The organism is Burkholderia lata, assembly GCF_902499335.1.
Lineage (GTDB): Bacteria > Pseudomonadota > Gammaproteobacteria > Burkholderiales > Burkholderiaceae > Burkholderia > Burkholderia lata_B.
Window position 1 is genome coordinate 134,189 of the sequence record NZ_CABVQK010000009.1, and the last position, 17,972, is coordinate 152,160.

15 protein-coding genes are annotated in these 17,972 nt (G+C 68.9%); 14 read left to right on the top strand and 1 reads right to left on the bottom strand.

Annotated elements, in window-relative coordinates; all coding sequences use genetic code 11:
* Positions 1-23 precede the first annotated feature (23 nt).
* Positions 24-668 (top strand): glutathione S-transferase family protein, encoded by a 645-nt coding sequence (locus BCO18175_RS22790; protein WP_174984232.1) that lies wholly within the window; start codon positions 24-26, stop codon positions 666-668.
* Positions 669-739: 71 nt separating this feature from the next.
* On the opposite strand, the gene BCO18175_RS22795 is transcribed toward BCO18175_RS22790, so the two are convergent.
* Positions 740-1,690 (bottom strand): LysR substrate-binding domain-containing protein, encoded by a 951-nt coding sequence (locus tag BCO18175_RS22795; RefSeq protein ID WP_174917915.1) that lies wholly within the window; start codon positions 1,688-1,690, stop codon positions 740-742.
* Positions 1,691-1,804: 114 nt separating this feature from the next.
* Between BCO18175_RS22795 and BCO18175_RS22800 the strand changes: the two genes are divergently transcribed.
* The 13 genes from BCO18175_RS22800 to BCO18175_RS22860 all read left to right on the top strand — a co-directional run bounded on the left by BCO18175_RS22800 (position 1,805) and on the right by BCO18175_RS22860 (position 17,968).
* The gene (locus BCO18175_RS22800; protein ID WP_174984235.1) at positions 1,805-3,556 is read left to right on the top strand and encodes an IlvD/Edd family dehydratase; all 1,752 of its coding nucleotides are present in this window, start codon (positions 1,805-1,807) and stop codon (positions 3,554-3,556) included.
* Positions 3,557-3,661: 105 nt separating this feature from the next.
* Complete coding sequence (locus BCO18175_RS22805; RefSeq protein ID WP_174984238.1) at positions 3,662-4,591, top strand: dihydrodipicolinate synthase family protein; 930 nt, start codon at positions 3,662-3,664, stop codon at positions 4,589-4,591.
* A 36-nt stretch (positions 4,592-4,627) separates the two neighbouring features.
* Positions 4,628-5,557, top strand: a complete 930-nt coding sequence (locus BCO18175_RS22810; protein WP_174984241.1) for a Gfo/Idh/MocA family protein — start codon at positions 4,628-4,630, stop codon at positions 5,555-5,557.
* A gap of 74 nt (positions 5,558-5,631) precedes the next feature.
* On the top strand, positions 5,632-6,645 hold the full coding sequence (locus tag BCO18175_RS22815) for an arabinose ABC transporter substrate-binding protein (RefSeq protein ID WP_174984244.1): 1,014 nt from the start codon (positions 5,632-5,634) through the stop codon (positions 6,643-6,645).
* Positions 6,646-6,665: 20 nt separating this feature from the next.
* Complete coding sequence (gene araG / locus BCO18175_RS22820) at positions 6,666-8,228, top strand: L-arabinose ABC transporter ATP-binding protein AraG (protein ID WP_174972822.1); 1,563 nt, start codon at positions 6,666-6,668, stop codon at positions 8,226-8,228.
* A gap of 33 nt (positions 8,229-8,261) precedes the next feature.
* Positions 8,262-9,281, top strand: coding sequence for an L-arabinose ABC transporter permease AraH (gene araH, locus BCO18175_RS22825; RefSeq protein WP_069261006.1), 1,020 nt, complete (start codon positions 8,262-8,264; stop codon positions 9,279-9,281).
* A 45-nt stretch (positions 9,282-9,326) separates the two neighbouring features.
* Complete coding sequence (locus BCO18175_RS22830) at positions 9,327-10,226, top strand: SMP-30/gluconolactonase/LRE family protein (RefSeq protein WP_174984246.1); 900 nt, start codon at positions 9,327-9,329, stop codon at positions 10,224-10,226.
* A gap of 172 nt (positions 10,227-10,398) precedes the next feature.
* Entirely contained in the window at positions 10,399-10,902 is a 504-nt protein-coding gene (locus tag BCO18175_RS22835) for a MarR family winged helix-turn-helix transcriptional regulator (RefSeq protein ID WP_174984249.1), read from the top strand.
* Positions 10,903-11,134: 232 nt separating this feature from the next.
* Positions 11,135-11,965, top strand: a complete 831-nt coding sequence (locus BCO18175_RS22840) for a p-hydroxycinnamoyl CoA hydratase/lyase (RefSeq protein ID WP_174917904.1) — start codon at positions 11,135-11,137, stop codon at positions 11,963-11,965.
* A 36-nt stretch (positions 11,966-12,001) separates the two neighbouring features.
* A complete protein-coding gene (locus tag BCO18175_RS22845; RefSeq protein WP_174984252.1) occupies positions 12,002-13,450 on the top strand; it encodes an aldehyde dehydrogenase in 1,449 nt (482 codons plus the stop codon).
* Positions 13,447-15,348 (top strand): feruloyl-CoA synthase, encoded by a 1,902-nt coding sequence (locus tag BCO18175_RS22850; RefSeq protein ID WP_174984255.1) that lies wholly within the window; start codon positions 13,447-13,449, stop codon positions 15,346-15,348. The genes BCO18175_RS22845 and BCO18175_RS22850 overlap by 4 nt, the downstream gene beginning before the upstream one ends.
* A gap of 201 nt (positions 15,349-15,549) precedes the next feature.
* Positions 15,550-16,755, top strand: coding sequence for a 3-(3-hydroxy-phenyl)propionate transporter MhpT (gene mhpT, locus BCO18175_RS22855; protein WP_174984257.1), 1,206 nt, complete (start codon positions 15,550-15,552; stop codon positions 16,753-16,755).
* A 64-nt stretch (positions 16,756-16,819) separates the two neighbouring features.
* Positions 16,820-17,968 (top strand): porin, encoded by a 1,149-nt coding sequence (locus tag BCO18175_RS22860; RefSeq protein WP_174984260.1) that lies wholly within the window; start codon positions 16,820-16,822, stop codon positions 17,966-17,968.
* The last annotated feature ends 4 nt before the right edge of the window (positions 17,969-17,972 follow it).

Sequence of the window (17,972 nt, forward strand, 5' to 3'; positions counted from 1 at the left end):
CACCCGCCTGAGTGAAATCGACGATGAAGCTCTTCTACTACCCCAGCAATGCCAGCATGGCGCCGCACATCGTGCTGGAAGAAATCGGCAAGCCGTTCGAACTCGAATTCGTCGACCGCACGCACGACCAGCACAAGTCGCCGGACTACCTCGCGCTCAATCCGAACGGGCTCATCCCGGTGCTGATCGACGGCGACCTGGTGCTGTACGAAGCCGCCGCCATATGCCTGCATCTCGCCGATACGCATCCCGAGCAGCGGCTGGCGCCCGAGCTCGGCACACCGGAGCGCGCGCAGTTCTACAAATGGCTCATGTGGCTCACCAACACGCTTCAGACGACGTTGATCACGTACTTCTATCCGGAGCGCTGGGTCGATGTGGGTAACGCGGCGGGCGGCGCGCAGGTGAAGGCGCGCGCGGAGGCGAAAATCGCGGCGCTGCTGGACCAGCTCGACCGTCAGCTGGAGACGAGCGGCGGCCCGTGGCTGCTCGGCGCGCACTACACGGTGCTCGATCCGTATGCGCTGATGCTGTGCCGCTGGACACGCGGATTTGCCGAGCCGGCGCGGCAGCGTCCGGTACTCGGCGGTTATCTGCAGCGGGTGCTCGCGCGCCCGGCGATTCAGCGGGCGTTGCAGACCGAAGGGCTCGCGCAGCCCTGGGTGTAACGCGCGACCCGGGCCGCCCTGCGTGTCAGCCGGCGCGCAGGCGCGCCGGGAACGCCGACGAAGCCGCACCGTCACAGCGCGACGCCATACACTTCCCGCGCAGCCGCGCGGATGGCGTCGGCCATCATCGCGACGGCCGGCGAATGCAGCCGGTCGGTGCGCGTGATGATCCCGAAATCGTCCATCCGGCAATCCATCTCCAGCGGCAGCACCGTGACGATCCCGTGCCGCGCGTAGTAGCGCGCGACGTCCTCGGCCAGCACCGCGATCATGTCGCTCTGTTCGAGCAGCTGCGTGATGAACAGCAGCGCGGAGGTCTCGACGAGGTTCGCCGGCGGCGCGAGGCTCGCGCGCTGAAAGACGAGTTCGAAGCGGTGGCGCAGCACGCTGCCGGCCGGCGGCACGACCCACGCGGCGCGCTGTACGTCCGCGAGCGACAGCGGCGCCTGCGCGAGCAGCGGATGGCCCGTCCGCACGACGGCGGCCACCGGCTCGCCGGTCAGCGGTTCGTAGCGCAGGCGCAGCTTGTCGTGTTCGGCGGAGAGCCGGCCGAGCACGATGTCGATCTTCTCCTGCGCGAGATGTTCGAGCAGCACGTTGCTGGTGTCGATCTCGACCGAGACGTGCAGGCCTGCATGCGTGCCCTTCACGGCGGCGACGGCCGGCGGCACGAGCCGCAGGCCCGGCGACGTGATCGCCCCCACCGCCACATGGCCAAGATGGCCGGCCTTCAGCGCGGCCAGCTCCTCGTGCGCCTGGTCGAGGCTGCCGAGCGCCGCGCGCGCGTGGCGGATCAGCGCATCGCCGTACAGCGTTGGCCGCATCCCGCGCGGCAGGCGCTCGAACAGCACCGCGCCGATCGATTCCTCGAGTTCGCGCAGCAGCTTCGATGCGGCCGGCTGCGTCATGTTCAGCGCGGCCGCCGCGCGGTGAATGCTGCCTTCGTCGGCAAGCGCGACGACCAGCAGAAGCTGGCGCGTCTTCAGGCGGCCACGGTTTCCCCACGGGCTGGCATCGGGCATCGTACGGGTTTATATCGATATCGGAATTGATATCGTAATCGCCAAAAACGTCATTAGCCAGTTATCAAAATTCTGCCTAGACTGCGCCGGTATCCCGTCACCACAGGACTGACGATGTCGGCAACGAAACCCAGGCTGCGCTCCACCCAATGGTTCGGCACGAACGACAAGAACGGCTTCATGTACCGGAGCTGGATGAAGAACCAGGGCATCCCCGATCACGAGTTCGACGGCCGGCCGATCATCGGCATCTGCAATACGTGGTCCGAACTGACGCCGTGCAACGCGCACTTCCGCAAGCTCGCCGAGCACGTGAAGCGCGGGATCTCCGAGGCGGGCGGCTTCCCGGTCGAGTTCCCGGTGTTCTCGAACGGTGAATCGAACCTGCGCCCGTCGGCGATGCTTACGCGCAACCTCGCGTCGATGGACGTCGAGGAGGCGATCCGCGGCAACCCGATCGACGCGGTCGTGCTGCTCGCCGGTTGCGACAAGACGACGCCCGCGCTGCTGATGGGCGCGGCGAGCTGCGACGTGCCGGCGATCGTCGTGTCGGGCGGCCCGATGCTGAACGGCAAGCTCGAAGGCAAGAACATCGGCTCCGGCACGGCCGTGTGGCAACTGCACGAAGCGCTGAAGGCCGGTGAAATCGACCTGCATCACTTCCTGTCGGCCGAAGCCGGGATGTCGCGCTCGGCCGGCACCTGCAACACGATGGGCACCGCGTCGACGATGGCGTGCATGGCCGAGGCGCTCGGCGTCGCGCTGCCGCACAACGCGGCGATTCCGGCCGTCGATTCGCGCCGCTACGTGCTCGCGCACATGTCCGGCATCCGCATCGTCGAGATGGCGCTCGAAGGGCTCGTGCTGTCGAAGATCCTGACGCGCGCGGCGTTCGAGAACGCGATCCGCGCGAATGCGGCGATCGGCGGTTCGACCAACGCAGTGATCCACCTGAAGGCGATCGCGGGCCGCATCGGCGTGCCGCTCGAACTGGAAGACTGGATGCGCATCGGCCGCGACACGCCGACGATCGTCGACCTGATGCCGTCGGGACGCTTCCTGATGGAAGAGTTTTATTACGCGGGCGGCCTGCCGACGGTGCTGCGCCGGCTCGGCGAAGGCGGGCTGCTGCCGAACCCGGACGCGCTGACGGTGAATGGCAAGTCGCTGTGGGACAACGTGCGCGAAGCGCCGAACTACGACGACGAAGTGATCCGCCCGCTCGACCGGCCACTGATCGCGGACGGCGGGATCCGCATCCTGCGCGGCAATCTCGCGCCGCGCGGCGCGGTGCTGAAGCCGTCGGCGGCGAGCCCCGAGCTGCTCAAGCATCGCGGCCGCGCGGTCGTGTTCGAGAACCTCGAACACTACAAGGCGACGATCAACGACGAGGCGCTCGACGTTGATGCCAGCTCGGTGATGGTGCTGAAGAACTGCGGGCCGCGCGGTTATCCGGGGATGGCCGAGGTCGGCAACATGGGGTTGCCGCCGAAGCTGCTGCGCCAGGGCGTGAAGGACATGGTGCGGATTTCCGACGCGCGGATGAGCGGCACCGCGTACGGCACGGTCGTGCTGCACGTCGCGCCGGAAGCCGCCGCCGGCGGGCCGCTCGCGGCCGTGCGCAACGGCGACTGGATCGAGCTCGACTGCGAGGCCGGCACACTGCACCTCGACATTACGGATGACGAACTGCAGCGCCGCCTGTCGGACGTCGATCCGACCGCGGCGCCGGGCGTGGCCGGCCAGCTCGGCAAGGGCGGCTACGCACGGCTGTACATCGATCACGTGCTGCAGGCCGACGAGGGGTGCGACCTCGACTTCCTGGTCGGCACGCGCGGCGCGGACGTGCCGAGCCATTCGCATTGAGCGGCTGCGCGGCAGCCGGTTGCGGGCTTTTTCCTGGCCCGCGCAACGTGAAACCGTAAACGCATGACGGCCGATCGTCACCGAGGCCGAAGCAGGATGCGAACCATGACATCGAGCAGCACGCCGCGCTATCGCGGCATCTTCCCCGTCGTTCCGACGACGTTTGCCGACACCGGCGAACTCGACCTCGCGAGCCAGAAGCGCGCGGTCGATTTCATGATCGACGCGGGCTCCGACGGGCTGTGCATCCTCGCGAACTTCTCCGAGCAGTTCGCGATCACCGACGACGAACGCGACGTGCTCACGCGCACGATCCTCGAACACGTCGCGGGCCGCGTGCCGGTGATCGTCACGACGTCGCATTACAGCACGCAGGTGTGCGCGGCGCGCAGCCTGCGTGCGCAGCAGCTCGGCGCGGCGATGGTGATGGCGATGCCGCCGTATCACGGCGCGACGTTCCGCGTGCCGGAAGCGCAGATCTTCGAGTTCTATGCGCGCGTGTCCGACGCGATCGCGATCCCGATCATGGTCCAGGACGCACCCGCGAGCGGCACCGCGCTGTCTGCCCCGTTCCTCGCGCGGATGGCGCGCGAGATCGAGCAGGTCGCGTACTTCAAGATCGAGACGCCGGGCGCCGCGAACAAGCTGCGCGAGCTGATCCGGCTCGGCGGCGATGCGATCGAGGGGCCGTGGGACGGCGAGGAGGCGATCACGCTGCTCGCCGATCTCCACGCGGGCGCGACCGGCGCGATGACGGGCGGCGGGTTTCCGGACGGGATCCGGCCGATCCTCGAAGCGTGGCGCGACGGCAGGCATGACGATGCCTACGCGTGCTATCAGGCATGGCTGCCGCTGATCAATCACGAGAACCGCCAGTCCGGGATCCTCACCGCGAAGGCGCTGATGCGTGCGGGCGGCGTGATCGCGTGCGAGCGGCCGCGGCATCCGATGCCGGAACTGCATCCGGACACGCGCGCGGAACTGCTCGCGATCGCGCGCCGGCTCGATCCGCTCGTGCTGCGCTGGGCGCACTGAACGACCACCGAACGATTCGCGAAGGAGGCATGCACGATGAGTGATCAGGTTTCGCTGGGTGTCGTCGGCGTCGGCAAGATCGCGCGCGACCAGCATCTGCCGGCGATCGACGCCGAACCGGGCTTCAGGTTGACCGCGTGCGCGAGCCGCCACGCGGAAGTCGCCGGCGTGCGCAACTATCGCGACCTGCGCGCACTGCTGGCCGCCGAGCGCGAGCTCGACGCCGTGTCGCTGTGCGCACCGCCACAGGTGCGCTACGCGCAGGCGCGCGCCGCGCTCGAAGCGGGCAAGCACGTGATGCTCGAAAAACCGCCGGGCGCGACGCTCGGCGAAGTGGCCGTGCTGGAGGCGCTCGCGCGCGAGCGCGGCCTCACGCTGTTCGCGACCTGGCATTCGCGCTGCGCGAGTGCGGTGGAGCCCGCCCGTGCATGGCTCGCGACGCGCGCGATCCGCGCGGTGCAGGTGCGCTGGAAGGAAGACGTGCGGCGCTGGCATCCCGGGCAGCAATGGATCTGGGAGCCGGGCGGCCTCGGCGTGTTCGATCCGGGTATCAACGCGCTGTCGATCGTCACGCGGATCCTGCCGCGCGAGCTGGTGCTGCGCGAGGCGACGCTCATCGTGCCGAGCGACGTGCAGACGCCGATTGCCGCTGAACTCGATTGCGTGGATACCGACGGCGTGCCGGTACGTGCGGAATTCGACTGGCGGCACGGCCCGGTCGAGCAATGGGAGATCGCGGTCGACACCGCCGACGGCGTGCTCGCGATCAGCCGCGGCGGCGCGCAGTTGTCGATCGCGGGCGAGCCGGTCGAGATCGGGCCAGAGCGCGAGTATCCGGCGCTGTATGCGCACTTCCATGCGCTGATCGCGCGTGGCGAAAGCGACGTCGACGTACGGCCGTTGCGGCTCGTCGCCGATGCATTCCTGTTCGGCCGACGCGTACAGACCGAAGCGTTCGGCCGCTGACCACGCGGGCGCGCTGCGGCGCGATCACGCACGACGAATCATTACGGCATGAGCCGACACAAAGGAGACACCGCATGAACCGCACGACCCACTCGATTCGCCGCCATACGTTGCGTGCGCTCTTGGCTGCGCTTTGCATCGCACCGCTCGGCATGCAGGGCGCCGCGCGCGCCGACGCGCCGCTGAAGATCGGCTTCCTGGTGAAGATGCCGGAGCAGGCCTGGTTCATCAACGAGCAGAACGCGGCATCCGCGCTGGGCCAGAAGCAGAATTTCTCGGTCGTGAAGATCGGCACGCCCGACGGCGAGAAGGTGCTCGCCGCGATCGACAACCTCGGCTCGCAGGGCGCGCAGGGCTTCGTGATCTGCGCGCCGGACGTGCGCCTTGGCCCGGCGATCGCCGCGCGCGCGAAGCGCTACAACATGAAGTTCGTGACGGTCGACGACCAGCTCGTCGATTCGACCGGCAAGCCGCTGCCGAACGTGCCGCACCTCGGGATGTCGGCGACCAAGATCGGCAACCAGGTCGGCCAGGCCATTTCCGATGAGATGAAGCGGCGCGGCTGGAAACCCGAGGAAGTCGGCGCGCTGCGGATCACGAACAACGAGCTGCCGACCGCGAAGCTGCGTACCGACGGCGCGACGCAGGCGCTGCTCGCGAACGGCTTCCGCAAGGAGAACATCTTCGACGCGCCGCAGAAGACGACCGACGACGAAGGCGGCTTCAGCGCGGCCGCACCCGTGCTCGCGCGCCATCCGAACGTGAAGAAATGGGTGGTCTACGCGCTGAACGAGGAAACCGTGCTCGGCGCGGTGCGTGCGACCGAGCAGCTGCACATCCCGGCGGCCGACGTGATCGGCGTCGGCATCAACGGCGCGGGCGAGGCGTTCGCCGAATTCCAGAAGAAGGAGCCGACCGGCTTCTTCGGGACGATCGCGGTCAGCTCGACGAACCACGGCAAGGACAGCACGCAGAATCTCGTCGAGTGGATTCGCGACGGCAAGACGCCGCCGGCCGACACGCAGACGAGCGGCAAGCTGATGACGCGCGCGAACTGGCAGGCCGTGCGCGCCGAGCTCGGCATCTGAGCGCACGAGGCGAGAACGCGATGACGACGCAGACGATGACGGCCGTATCCGGCAACGACGGCGATACCGGCGGCGATGCCGGCGCGTCGCGGCCGGGCGGCCCGCTGCTCGCGCTCGACGGCATCACGGTGACGTTCCCGGGCGTGCGCGCGCTCGATGCCGTGTCGCTGTCGGTGCGCGCGGGCGAAGTGCACGGGCTGATGGGCGAGAACGGCGCGGGGAAGTCGACGCTGCTGAAGGTGCTGTCCGGCGTGAACCAGCCGCAGGCCGGCACGCTGACGCTGAACGGCACGGTGCAGCGCTTCGCGTCGACGCGCGCGGCGCTGGAGGCCGGCATCGCGATCATCTACCAGGAGCTGCATCTGGTGCCCGAGCTGACGGTCGCCGAGAACCTGATGCTCGGGCAGCTGCCGAGCCGGCTCGGCGTGGTCGACGAACGCACGCTCGCCGCGCGCGCACTCGATGCGCTGGAGCGGCTCGGCGAGCACATCGATCCGGGCATCCCGGTGAAGTATCTGTCGATCGGCCAGCGCCAGATGATCGAGATCGGCAAGGCGTTGATGCGCGACGCGCGCGTGATCGCGTTCGACGAGCCGACGAGTTCGCTATCCGCGCGCGAGACCACGCAACTGTTCCGGATCATCCGCGCGCTGCGCGCGGAAGGCCGCGCGATCATCTACGTCACGCACCGGATGGAAGAGGTGTATGAACTGTGCGACCGCGTGACGGTGTTTCGCGACGGCCGCCGCATCGACACGTTCGATTCCGTCACCGATCTCGACCGCGACCGGTTGATCGGCTGCATGGTCGGCCGCTCGATCGAGGACGTGTACGGCTACCGGCCGCGCCCGGCCGGCGACGTGCTGATCGAGGCGAAGGGGCTCGCGGGGCCCGGGTTGTCCGAGCCCGTGTCGTTCACCGCGCGGCGCGGCGAGATCGTCGGCTTCTTCGGGCTCGTCGGCGCGGGCCGCTCGGAACTGATGAAGCTGCTGTACGGCGCCGCGCGCCCGAGCGCGGGGCACGTCGAGCTGAACGGGAAGCGGGTCGCATTCGGGAGCCCGCGCGACGCGGTGCGCGCCGGCCTCGCGCTGTGCCCGGAAGACCGCAAGCAGGAAGGCATCGTCGCGATCGCGTCGGTGGCCGACAACCTGAACATCAGTGCGCGCCGGCATTTCAGCCCGGCGCGGATGCTGCTCGACGCACGGCGCGAACGCGAGCTTGCGCAACGCTACATCGAACGGCTCGCGATCAAGACCCGCGACGGCGACACGCCGATCGGCGCGCTGTCCGGCGGCAACCAGCAGAAGGTCGTGCTCGCGCGCTGGCTGGCCGAGCGTATCGACGTGTTCCTGATGGACGAACCGACACGCGGCATCGACGTCGGTGCACGCGCGGAAATCTACAACCTGTTCTACGAACTCGCGGAAGCGGGCCGCACGGTGATCCTCGTGTCGAGCGACCTGGCCGAGGTGATCGGCGTGTCGGACCGGATCGTCGTGATGAAGGAAGGACGGATCGCGGGCGAGGTCGCGAAGGCGCAGGCGACGCCCGATGCGCTGATCAAGCTCGCGCTGCCGCGCTAGCGCCCCGCAACGATCAACCGGAATGCAAATGACATGAGCCAGGCAATGCAACCCCAACGCACGTCCCCGTCCCCCGATGCTGCCGCCGTGCCCGCGCGAGCGCGCGGCGGTGTGTGGCAGCTGATTAACCGCTCCGGCATCGTGATGGTGTTTCTCGTGCTGTTCGCGACGCTGTCGCTGACCGTGCCGGACTTCCTCACGTCGCGCAACATCCAGGGCCTGCTGTTGTCGGTCACGCTGATCGGCTCGATCGCGGTGACGATGATGTTCGTGCTCGCGCTCGGCGAGGTCGACCTGTCGGTCGCGTCGATCGTCGCGTTCTCGGGCGTCGTCGCGTCGACGCTGATCACCGCGACGCACAGCGTCGTGCTCGGCATCGCGGGCGGCGTGCTCGCGGGCGGTGCGGTCGGGCTCGTCAATGGCGTGCTGATCGCGCGGTGGCGGATCAACTCGCTGATCGTCACGCTCGCGATGATGGAAGTCGTGCGCGGGCTCGCGTTCATCACGTCGAACGGCGACGCGGTGATGATCTCCGAGGAGCGCTTCTTCGATCTCGGCGGCGGGTCGTTCCTCGGCATCTCGTATCCGATCTGGAGCAACATCGTCGGCTTCGTCGTGTTCGGCTTCCTGCTGCGCAAGACGGTGTTCGGCAAGAACGTGCTGGCAGTGGGCGGCAACGGCGAAGCAGCGCTGCTCGCGGGGCTGCCGGTGATGCGCATCAAGATCACCGTATTCGTGCTGCAGGGGCTCGTGACGGGCTTCGCGGGCGTGATGCTCGCGTCGCGGATGAGCCTCGGCGATCCGAAGACGTCGGTCGGCCTTGAACTCGGCGTGATCTCCGCGTGCGTGCTCGGCGGCGTGTCGCTGACGGGCGGCGTCGCGACGATCTCCGGCGTGCTGGTCGGCGTGCTGATCATGGGCTCGGTGCAGGATGCGATGAGCCTGCTGAACGTACCGACGTTTTACCAATATCTGATACGCGGCGGAATTCTGTTGCTCGCGGTGCTGTTCGACCAGTATCGTCGCAACCAGCGGCGCGCGATGAAGATCTGACGAAAGCGCGGATGCCTGCGAATGCGACAAATATCGGGAGACGGAATGCAACAGATTGATCCGGCCGCGTCGGCGACGCTGCTGGCGGACACCCGCAACACGCTCGGCGAAGGCGCGACGTGGTGCGACAGGACGCACGCGCTGTACTGGGTGGACATCGAAGGCGCGCAACTGTGGCGCTGCCGCGCGGACGGTTCGGACCTTGCGCACTGGCCGATGCCCGAACGGCTCGCATGTTTCGCACTGACGCACGATCCGGACGTGCTGCTCGTCGGGCTGGCGACGCATCTCGCGTTCTTCGACCTGCGCAGCGGCGCGTTCATGCGAATCGTCGACGTCGAGCCCGAGCTGCCGACGCGGCTGAACGACGGGCGTTGCGATCCGTCCGGCGCGTTCGTGTTCGGGATGAAGGATGAAGGTAGCGAGCCGCCGCGCGCGGTCGGCGGGTTCTATCGGCTCAATGCCGACCTCACGCTGGAGCGGCTCGCGTTGCCGCCGGCCGCGATCGCGAACAGCATCGCGTTTTCGCCGGATGGGTCGAAGATGTATTTCTGCGATTCGCTCGTGCGAGAAATTCTCGTGTGCGATTACAGCCGCGCCGGTGTGGCCGGTGTACGGCCGTTCGCACGGCTGACCGATGCGGACGGTGACCCGGACGGCTCGACGATGGACCGCGACGGCGGCCTGTGGAACGCGCAGTGGGGCGGCCGGCGGGTGGTGCGCTACGCGGCGGACGGCGTCGAGACGGAACGCATTACGGTGCCGACCGCGCAGCCGAGCTGCGTGGCGCTCGACGGCGAAGGCCGCCTGTACGTGACGAGCGCGCGCATCGGGTTGAGCGACGACGCGCTGGCCGGCGACCCGCATGCGGGCGGCGTGTTCGTCGCGCAGACGCGGCATGCGGGGATGGCGACCGCGCGGTTTGCGGGTACGCCGCGTAGCTGATTGCGTACGGGATGCCGTTCATGGGATGCCGCTGACGCAGCGGGATTCGCGGGGAGGCCAGCAGTCCGTCATGCACGCGTGAGCACGCAGCGGCTGTCCGGCATGACTGGAACGCCCCGTTCGCCTCCCGACGTGCTGGTAAGATGGCCCGCAATCCCATCCAGCCCGCGCCATGAGCTCCACCCCGACCAAGCCCGCGAACCCGAAGAACGCCACGAAGAACACCGCCCGCGCCACGGGCGACAAGCCGAAAGCGCGCGTGCAACAACGCCTGACCTACGTGATCGGCGGTCTCGACCGGCTGCTGCGCCGTCACATGACCGACGCGCTCGCGCCGCTCGGCATCACGCTCGCGCAATACACGGCGCTGTCGGTGCTCGAGGCGCGCGGCGCATCGTCGAACGCGCAGTTGGCCGAGCGCTCGTGGATCACGCCGCAATCGGCGAACGAGGTGATGAGCGTGATGGCCGCCCGCGGTTTCGTCACGCGCGAAGCCGACCCGTCACACGGCCGCATCATCCTGCTGAAGCTGACCGACGCAGGCGCGGCGATGCTGCGCGAATGCGAAGCCGTGCTGCGCCCGCTCGAGGCGCGCATGCTCGGCGACATCCCGGCCGACGACGCGGCGCACGTGCAGCGCGCGCTCGAACTGTTCTCGCGCAACCTGCGCGGCTGATCCGTTCCCGACCCCTCACGACGCGCGGCCCGGGGCGGCGCGCGTCCGCTTCGCTTTCCCGCCGACGGTCGCCCGACCGTTCCCCGATTCCACCGTTTCCGCCGCTTTCCGATCCGGGTTTACACCGGCGCTCGTGCCGCTTGCAATATCAGGTAGCCTGATATTAAATGAAGCCGTCCGCAGCAGGAATGCTGCGCACCGAATCGCACAGGAACGAACGACAGGAAACGATATGAGCAAGTACGACAACCGCTGGCAGACCGTTGAAGTGAAGGTGGAGGCCGGCATCGCGTGGGTCACGCTGAACCGCCCGGACAAGCGCAATGCGATGAGCCCGACGCTCAACCAGGAGATGCTGCAGGCACTCGACGCGGTCGAATTCGACGACGAAGCGAAGGTGCTCGTCCTCACCGGCGCGGGCGCCGCATGGACGGCCGGCATGGACCTGAAGGAATACTTCCGCGAGATCGACGGCGGCTCCGACGCGATGCAGGAAAAAGTGCGCCGCGACGCATCGGAATGGCAGTGGCGCCGCCTGCGGATGTACAACAAGCCGACCATCGCGATGGTGAACGGCTGGTGCTTCGGCGGCGGTTTCTCGCCGCTCGTCGCGTGCGACCTCGCGATCGCGGCTGAAGAAGCCGTGTTCGGGCTGTCGGAAATCAACTGGGGCATCCCGCCCGGCAACCTCGTCAGCAAGGCGATGGCCGATACGGTCGGGCACCGCCGCGCGCTGCACTACATCATGACCGGCGACACGTTCACCGGCGCGGAAGCCGCCGAGATGGGCCTCGTGAACAGCAGCGTGCCGCTCGCCGGGCTGCGCGACGCGACGATCGCGCTCGCCGCGCGGCTGATGGACAAGAACCCGGTCGTGCTGCGCGCGGCGAAGCACGGCTTCAAGCGCTCGCGCGAACTCACGTGGGAGCAGTGCGAGGACTACCTGTACGCGAAGCTCGATCAGGCGCAACTGCGCGATCCGGAACACGGCCGCGAACAGGGGCTGAAGCAGTTCCTCGACGACAAGACGATCAAGCCGGGCCTGCAGGCCTACAAGCGCTGACGCAACCCGACGAGAGATTGCATGGCAGGAGACAACATGATCGACAGACGGATGCTGATCGCCGGTGAGTGGTGCGCCGCCCGTGACGGGCGCACCTTCGACCGACTCAACCCCGCGACGGGCGCGCTGGCGTCACGCGCGCCGGCGGCCGGCCTCGCCGACGCCGACGCGGCGATCGACGCCGCGCACCGCGCGTTTCCCGCATGGTCGGCACTGGCGCCCACCGAGCGCCGCCGGCTGCTGCTGAAGGCAGCCGACCTGATGGACGCACGCATCGACGCGTTCATCGCGACCGGCGTGGCCGAAACCGGCGCGACGCCGGGCTGGATCGGCTTCAACGTGACGCTTGCGGCGAACATGCTGCGCGAGGCCGCGTCGATGACGACGCAGATCGCCGGCGACGTGATCCCGTCCGACGTGCCCGGCAACCTCGCGCTCGCGATGCGCGTGCCGTGCGGCGTCGTGCTCGGCATCGCGCCGTGGAATGCGCCGGTGATCCTCGGCACGCGAGCGCTGGCGATGCCGCTCGCGTGCGGCAACACGGTCGTGCTGAAGGCGTCCGAGGCGTGTCCCGGCGTGCACGCGCTGATCGGCGCGGTGCTGGACGAAGCGGGGCTCGGTGCGGGTGTCGTCAACGTGATTACGCATGCGGCGGCCGACGCACCCGAACTCGTCGAGCGGCTGATCGCGCATCCGCACGTGAAGCGCATCAACTTCACCGGGTCGACGCATGTCGGGCGCATCATCGCGCGCCACGCAGCGGCTCACCTGAAACCGGTGCTGCTCGAACTCGGCGGCAAGGCGCCCGTGCTCGTGCTGGACGATGCCGATCTCGACGCGGCCGTCGACGCGATTGCGTTCGGCGCGTTCTTCAACCAGGGGCAGATCTGCATGTCGACCGAGCGCGTGATCGTTGCGCGGCCGATCGCCGATGCGCTCGTCGAACGCCTCGCCGCGAAGGCGCGCACGCTGGTCGCGGGCGATCCGCTGGCCGGCCATCCGCTCGGCACGATGGTCGACGCGGCGGCTGCCGCGCGTGCAGCATCGCTCGTCGAAGACGCACGTGCGCATGGCGCGAATCTGCCGCTCGGCTGTCGCGTCGAAGGCGCGACGATGCAGCCGGCGATCGTCGATGGCGTGACGCGCGACATGCGCCTGTATCGTGAGGAATCGTTCGCGCCGGTCGTCGCGATCCTGCGCGCGGACAGCGACGACGAAGCGGTCGCGCTCGCGAACGACAGCGAGTTCGGGCTCTCGGCGAGCGTGTTCAGCCGCGATGTCGCGCGGGCGATGGCGGTCGCACGACGGATCGAATCGGGGATCTGCCACATCAACGGCCCGACCGTGCATGACGAAGCGCAGATGCCGTTCGGCGGCACGAAGGCGAGCGGCTACGGCCGCTTCGGCAGCCGTGCGTCGATCGCCGAATTCACCGAGCTGCGCTGGATCACCGTGCAGACCACGCCGCGTCACTACCCCATATGAACGACCCGACGATGAATGATGCGACGCTCGCCAGCGGGCCGGTGAACGACACGGACGGCGTGCGTTATCGCGCGGCGGCCGTCGCCGTGGGCGCGGCCGAGATTCGCCGCGCGGAAAACGGCGCGTGGTACCTGAGTTCGCGCGAACCGCTCGGCGACTACCCGATGCGCCTGACCGACTGCCTCGTGAACGGCGCGCAAGCGCATCCCGATCGCGTGCTGGCCGCGCGGCGCGGTGCCGACGGCCGCTGGGTCGAGATCACCTACGCACAGATGCTCGAACGCGCCCGCGCGCTCGGCCAGGGCCTCGTCGATCTCGGGCTGTCGGTCGAGCGTCCGCTCGCGGTGCTGTCCGGCAACGATCTCGAGCATCTGCAGTTGATGTTCGCGGCGATGCTGGCCGGCGTGCCGTACTCGCCGATCTCGCCCGCGTATTCGCTGGTGTCGACCGACTACGGCAAGCTGCGTCACACGCTCGGCGTGCTGCGGCCGGGCGCCGTATTCGTCGCCGAGCGCGCGCCGTTTGCACGTGCGCTCGACGCGACGTTGCCGGCCGATGCGGCGTTGATCGTCACAAGCGATGCCAATGTCGATGCCGAGGGCCGCGCGGTGCCGCTCTCGCGCCTTCTCGCCACAGCCCCGCGCACGATCGACACGATCCACGCGGCGGTCGGCCCCGATCATCTCGCGAAGATCCTGTTCACGTCCGGCTCGACGAAGCAGCCGAAGGCCGTGCCGACCACGCATCGGATGCTGTGCAGCAACCAGCAGATGCTGCGCCAGACGATGCCCGAACTGACGCGCGAACCGCCGGTGCTGGTCGACTGGCTGCCGTGGAATCACACGTTCGGCGGCAGTCACAATCTCGGCATCGCGCTGTACAACGGCGGGACGCTTTATATCGACGACGGCCGTCCGGTGCCGGGGCGCTTCGACGAAACCGTGCGCAACCTGCGCGAGATCGCGCCGACGATCTACTTCAACGTGCCGAAAGGCTGGGAAGAACTGACGGCCGCGCTCGAACGCGATGCCGCGCTGCGCGACACGTTCCTCTCGCGCGTGAAGCTGTATTTCTTCGGCGGCGCGGGCCTGTCGCAGGCCGCGTGGGACCGGCTCGACCGCGTGACCCATGCGCATTGCGGCGAGCGGATCCGGATCATGGCCGGCCTCGGGATGACGGAGGCGTCGCCGTCGTGCCTGTTCACGACGGGGCCGCTGATGCGCGCCGGCTATATCGGGCTGCCCGCGCCCGGCTGCGACGCGAAGCTCGTGCCGTGCGGCGGCAAGCTCGAACTGCGTTTCAAGGGGCCGAACGTGATGCGCGGCTACTGGCACGCGGACGTCGATCCGCGCGACGTGTTCGACGACGAAGGGTATTACCGCAGCGGCGACGCGGGGGTCTTTGTCGATCCGGAGCGGCCGGAGCTCGGGCTGTTGTTCGACGGGCGGCTGACCGAGGATTTCAAGCTGAGCAGCGGCACCTTCGTCAGCGTCGGGCCGCTGCGCGCGAACGCGGTGTCGAGCGGCGCGCCGTACGTGCAGGACGTGGTCGTCACCGGGATCAATCGCGACGACATCGGGCTGCTGGTGTTTCCGCGCGTCGATGCGTGCCGTGCGTTGGCGGGACTCGCCGCCGATGCCGCCATGACCGACGTGCTGCGCGCGCCTGCCGTGCGCGCGGTGTTCGAGAAGTGGCTCATCGAGTTGAACCGGCATGCGAGCGGCGGTTCGACGTTCGTCGCGCGCATCCGGTTGATCGACACCCCGCCGTCGCTCGATCGCGGCGAAGTGACCGACAAGGGTTCGCTGAACCAGGCGGCCGTGCAGCAGCATCGCACGGCGACGATCGACGCGCTGTACGACCCGGCGCGGCGCGATCCCGACGTGATTTACGCGTAACCGGAAGCATACCGAAGCAAGCAGGTACAACGACCGGCCGGCCACGACACCGGCAGGCATTCTTGCGGCCATTGAATCAGGCTGCCTGATAAAGACGGCCGTTCGGACGACACCTTGCGCGCCGCTTCGCCACTGGCCGGCGACGGCGCGCGGCGGCCGTTACCGGGCCGACCGACTACAAGACATGGGACTGGAGACAGGATGAACACTTACGTTGCCGAAAAACCCACGGTCGCGACCACGCTCGCGCTGTGTTTCGCGATCGCCCTCCTCGAGGGGCTCGACCTGCAGTCGGTCGGCGTCGCCGCGCCGCGCATGGCGCGCGAATTCGGGCTGAGCGTGTCGCAGATGGGTATCGCGTTCAGCGCCGGCACCTTCGGGCTGCTACCGGGCGCGATGCTCGGCGGGCGGCTCGCCGACCGGATCGGACGCAAGCGCGTGCTGATCGTGTCGGCCGCGCTGTTCGGGCTGCTGTCGATCGCCACCGCGCAGGTATCGACCTTCGCGATGCTCGTCGTCGTGCGCGTGCTGACCGGCATCGGCCTCGGCGGCGCGATGCCGAACCTGATCGCGCTGTCGTCCGAAGCGGTCGAGCCGCGCTCGCGCAGCAGCGCGGTGGCGACGATGTACTGCGGCATCCCGTTCGGCGGCGTGATCGCGTCGCTGATCGGCGTGCTGCTTGCCGGCGACACCGAGTGGCGGCACATCTTCTACGTCGGCGGCGTGGGGCCGCTGCTGCTCGTGCCGCTGCTGGCGTGGTTCCTGCCGGAGTCGCGCGCGTATCTCGACGTCGCCGGCACGCCGGCTGCGCGCACCAGTGTCGCGCGCACGCTGTTCGGCGACGGCCGCACGACGTCGACCGTCGCGCTGTGGGTCAGCTACTTCTGCACGCTGATCGTCCTGTACTTCCTGCTGAACTGGCTGCCGTCGCTGATGGCCGCGCGCGGGCTCGATCGCGAGCACGTCGGCCTCGTGCAGATCGCGTTCAACGTCGGCGCGGGGCTCGGCGCGCTCGGCATCGGTGCGGCGCTCGACCGGATGCGCGCGTCGCGCGTGGTCGGCGGCATGTACGTCGGGATCGTGCTGTCGCTCACCGCACTGGCGGCGGCGCCCGGCTTCGTGTCGCTCGCGGCCGCCGCGTTCGCGGCCGGGATGTTCGTGGTCGGCGGCCAGTCGGTGCTGTATGCGCTCGCGGCGATCTACTACCCGACCGCGATGCGCGGCACGGGTGTCGGCGCGGCGGTGGCCGTCGGCCGGCTCGGTTCCGTCGTTGGGCCGCTCGCGGCCGCGACGCTGCTGGCCGCCGGCCGCAGCGCGCCCGTCGTGATCGGCGCGAGCATCCCCGTCACGCTCGTCGCGGCCGTCGCCGCGCTGCTGCTGATTCGCCGCCCGCAAGCCGGCGACTGAGGGTTCGTTTTTATCAATGCACGCCGTCAGAGCGCGCTTACTCAAGGTCTGGAGACACAACGAAATGAAAACGAAGACAAGGAACGGCCTGCTGGCCGCCGGCGCGTGCTGCGCACTCGCCGCGCCGGTCGCGCACGCGCAGTCGAGCGTGACGCTGTACGGGATCATCGACACGGGCGTCGAATTCGTGTCGCACGCGAACGCGGCCGGCGACCACGTCGTGCGCATGCCGGGCGTGACGGGCGAGTTGCCGTCGCGCTGGGGGCTGCGCGGTGCCGAGGATCTCGGCGGCGGCTACCAGGCGGTATTCACGCTGGAAAGCGGCTTCAACGTGCGCGGCGGCGATCTCGGCCAGGGCGGCCGGCTGTTCGGGCGGCAGGCGTTCGTCGGGCTGAAGGGCGGCTTCGGCACGCTCGCGTTCGGCCGCCAGTACACGATGACCTACCTCGCGCTGCAGGGCGCGGACATCATCGGCCCGGACATCTACGGGCTCGGTTCGCTCGACGCGTATGTGCCGAACGGCCGCGCCGACAACGCTGTGACCTACGTCGGCACGTACCGCGGCGTGACGCTCGGCGCCGCGTATTCGTTCGGCCGCGACGGCGCGGGCACCGGCAACTCGCCGGGGCAGGGCACGTGCGCGGGGCAAGTGCCGGGCGACTCGGTGCAGTGCCGCAACTGGTCGGTGATGCTCAAGTACGACAGCGCGTATTTCGGTGCGGCGGCGTCGTACGAGGAGCAGCGCGGCGGCACCGGCGCGGCCGCGAACTTCTTCGACGGTATCGCGCCGGTCGCTTTCACCAGCAGCGGCGGCAAGGACGCGCGCACGCACGTGAGCGCGTACGCGCAGGCGGCCGGCGCGCGGATCGGCGCGGGCTGGATCGGGCGGCGCGTGTCGACCGGCTCACCGGCCGCAGCCGGCGCGCATTCGGACCTGTTCTTCGTCGGCGCGTCGTATGCGGTGAAGCCGGATGTCGTCGTCGACGGCGAAGGCTACCGGATCGTCAACAGCGCGCACGACACGCGCGCGACGATGGCCACGCTGCGCGCGACCTATCTGCTGACGAAGCGCACGGCGGTCTACGCGCAATCGTCGTATCTGTGGAACAGCGCGCATGCGCGCTACGCGGTCAGCGGCGGCGGGGCCGGTACGACACCCGGCGAAGGGATGGGGCAGCTCGGCGCGATGGTCGGCGTGCGGCACATGTTCTAATCCG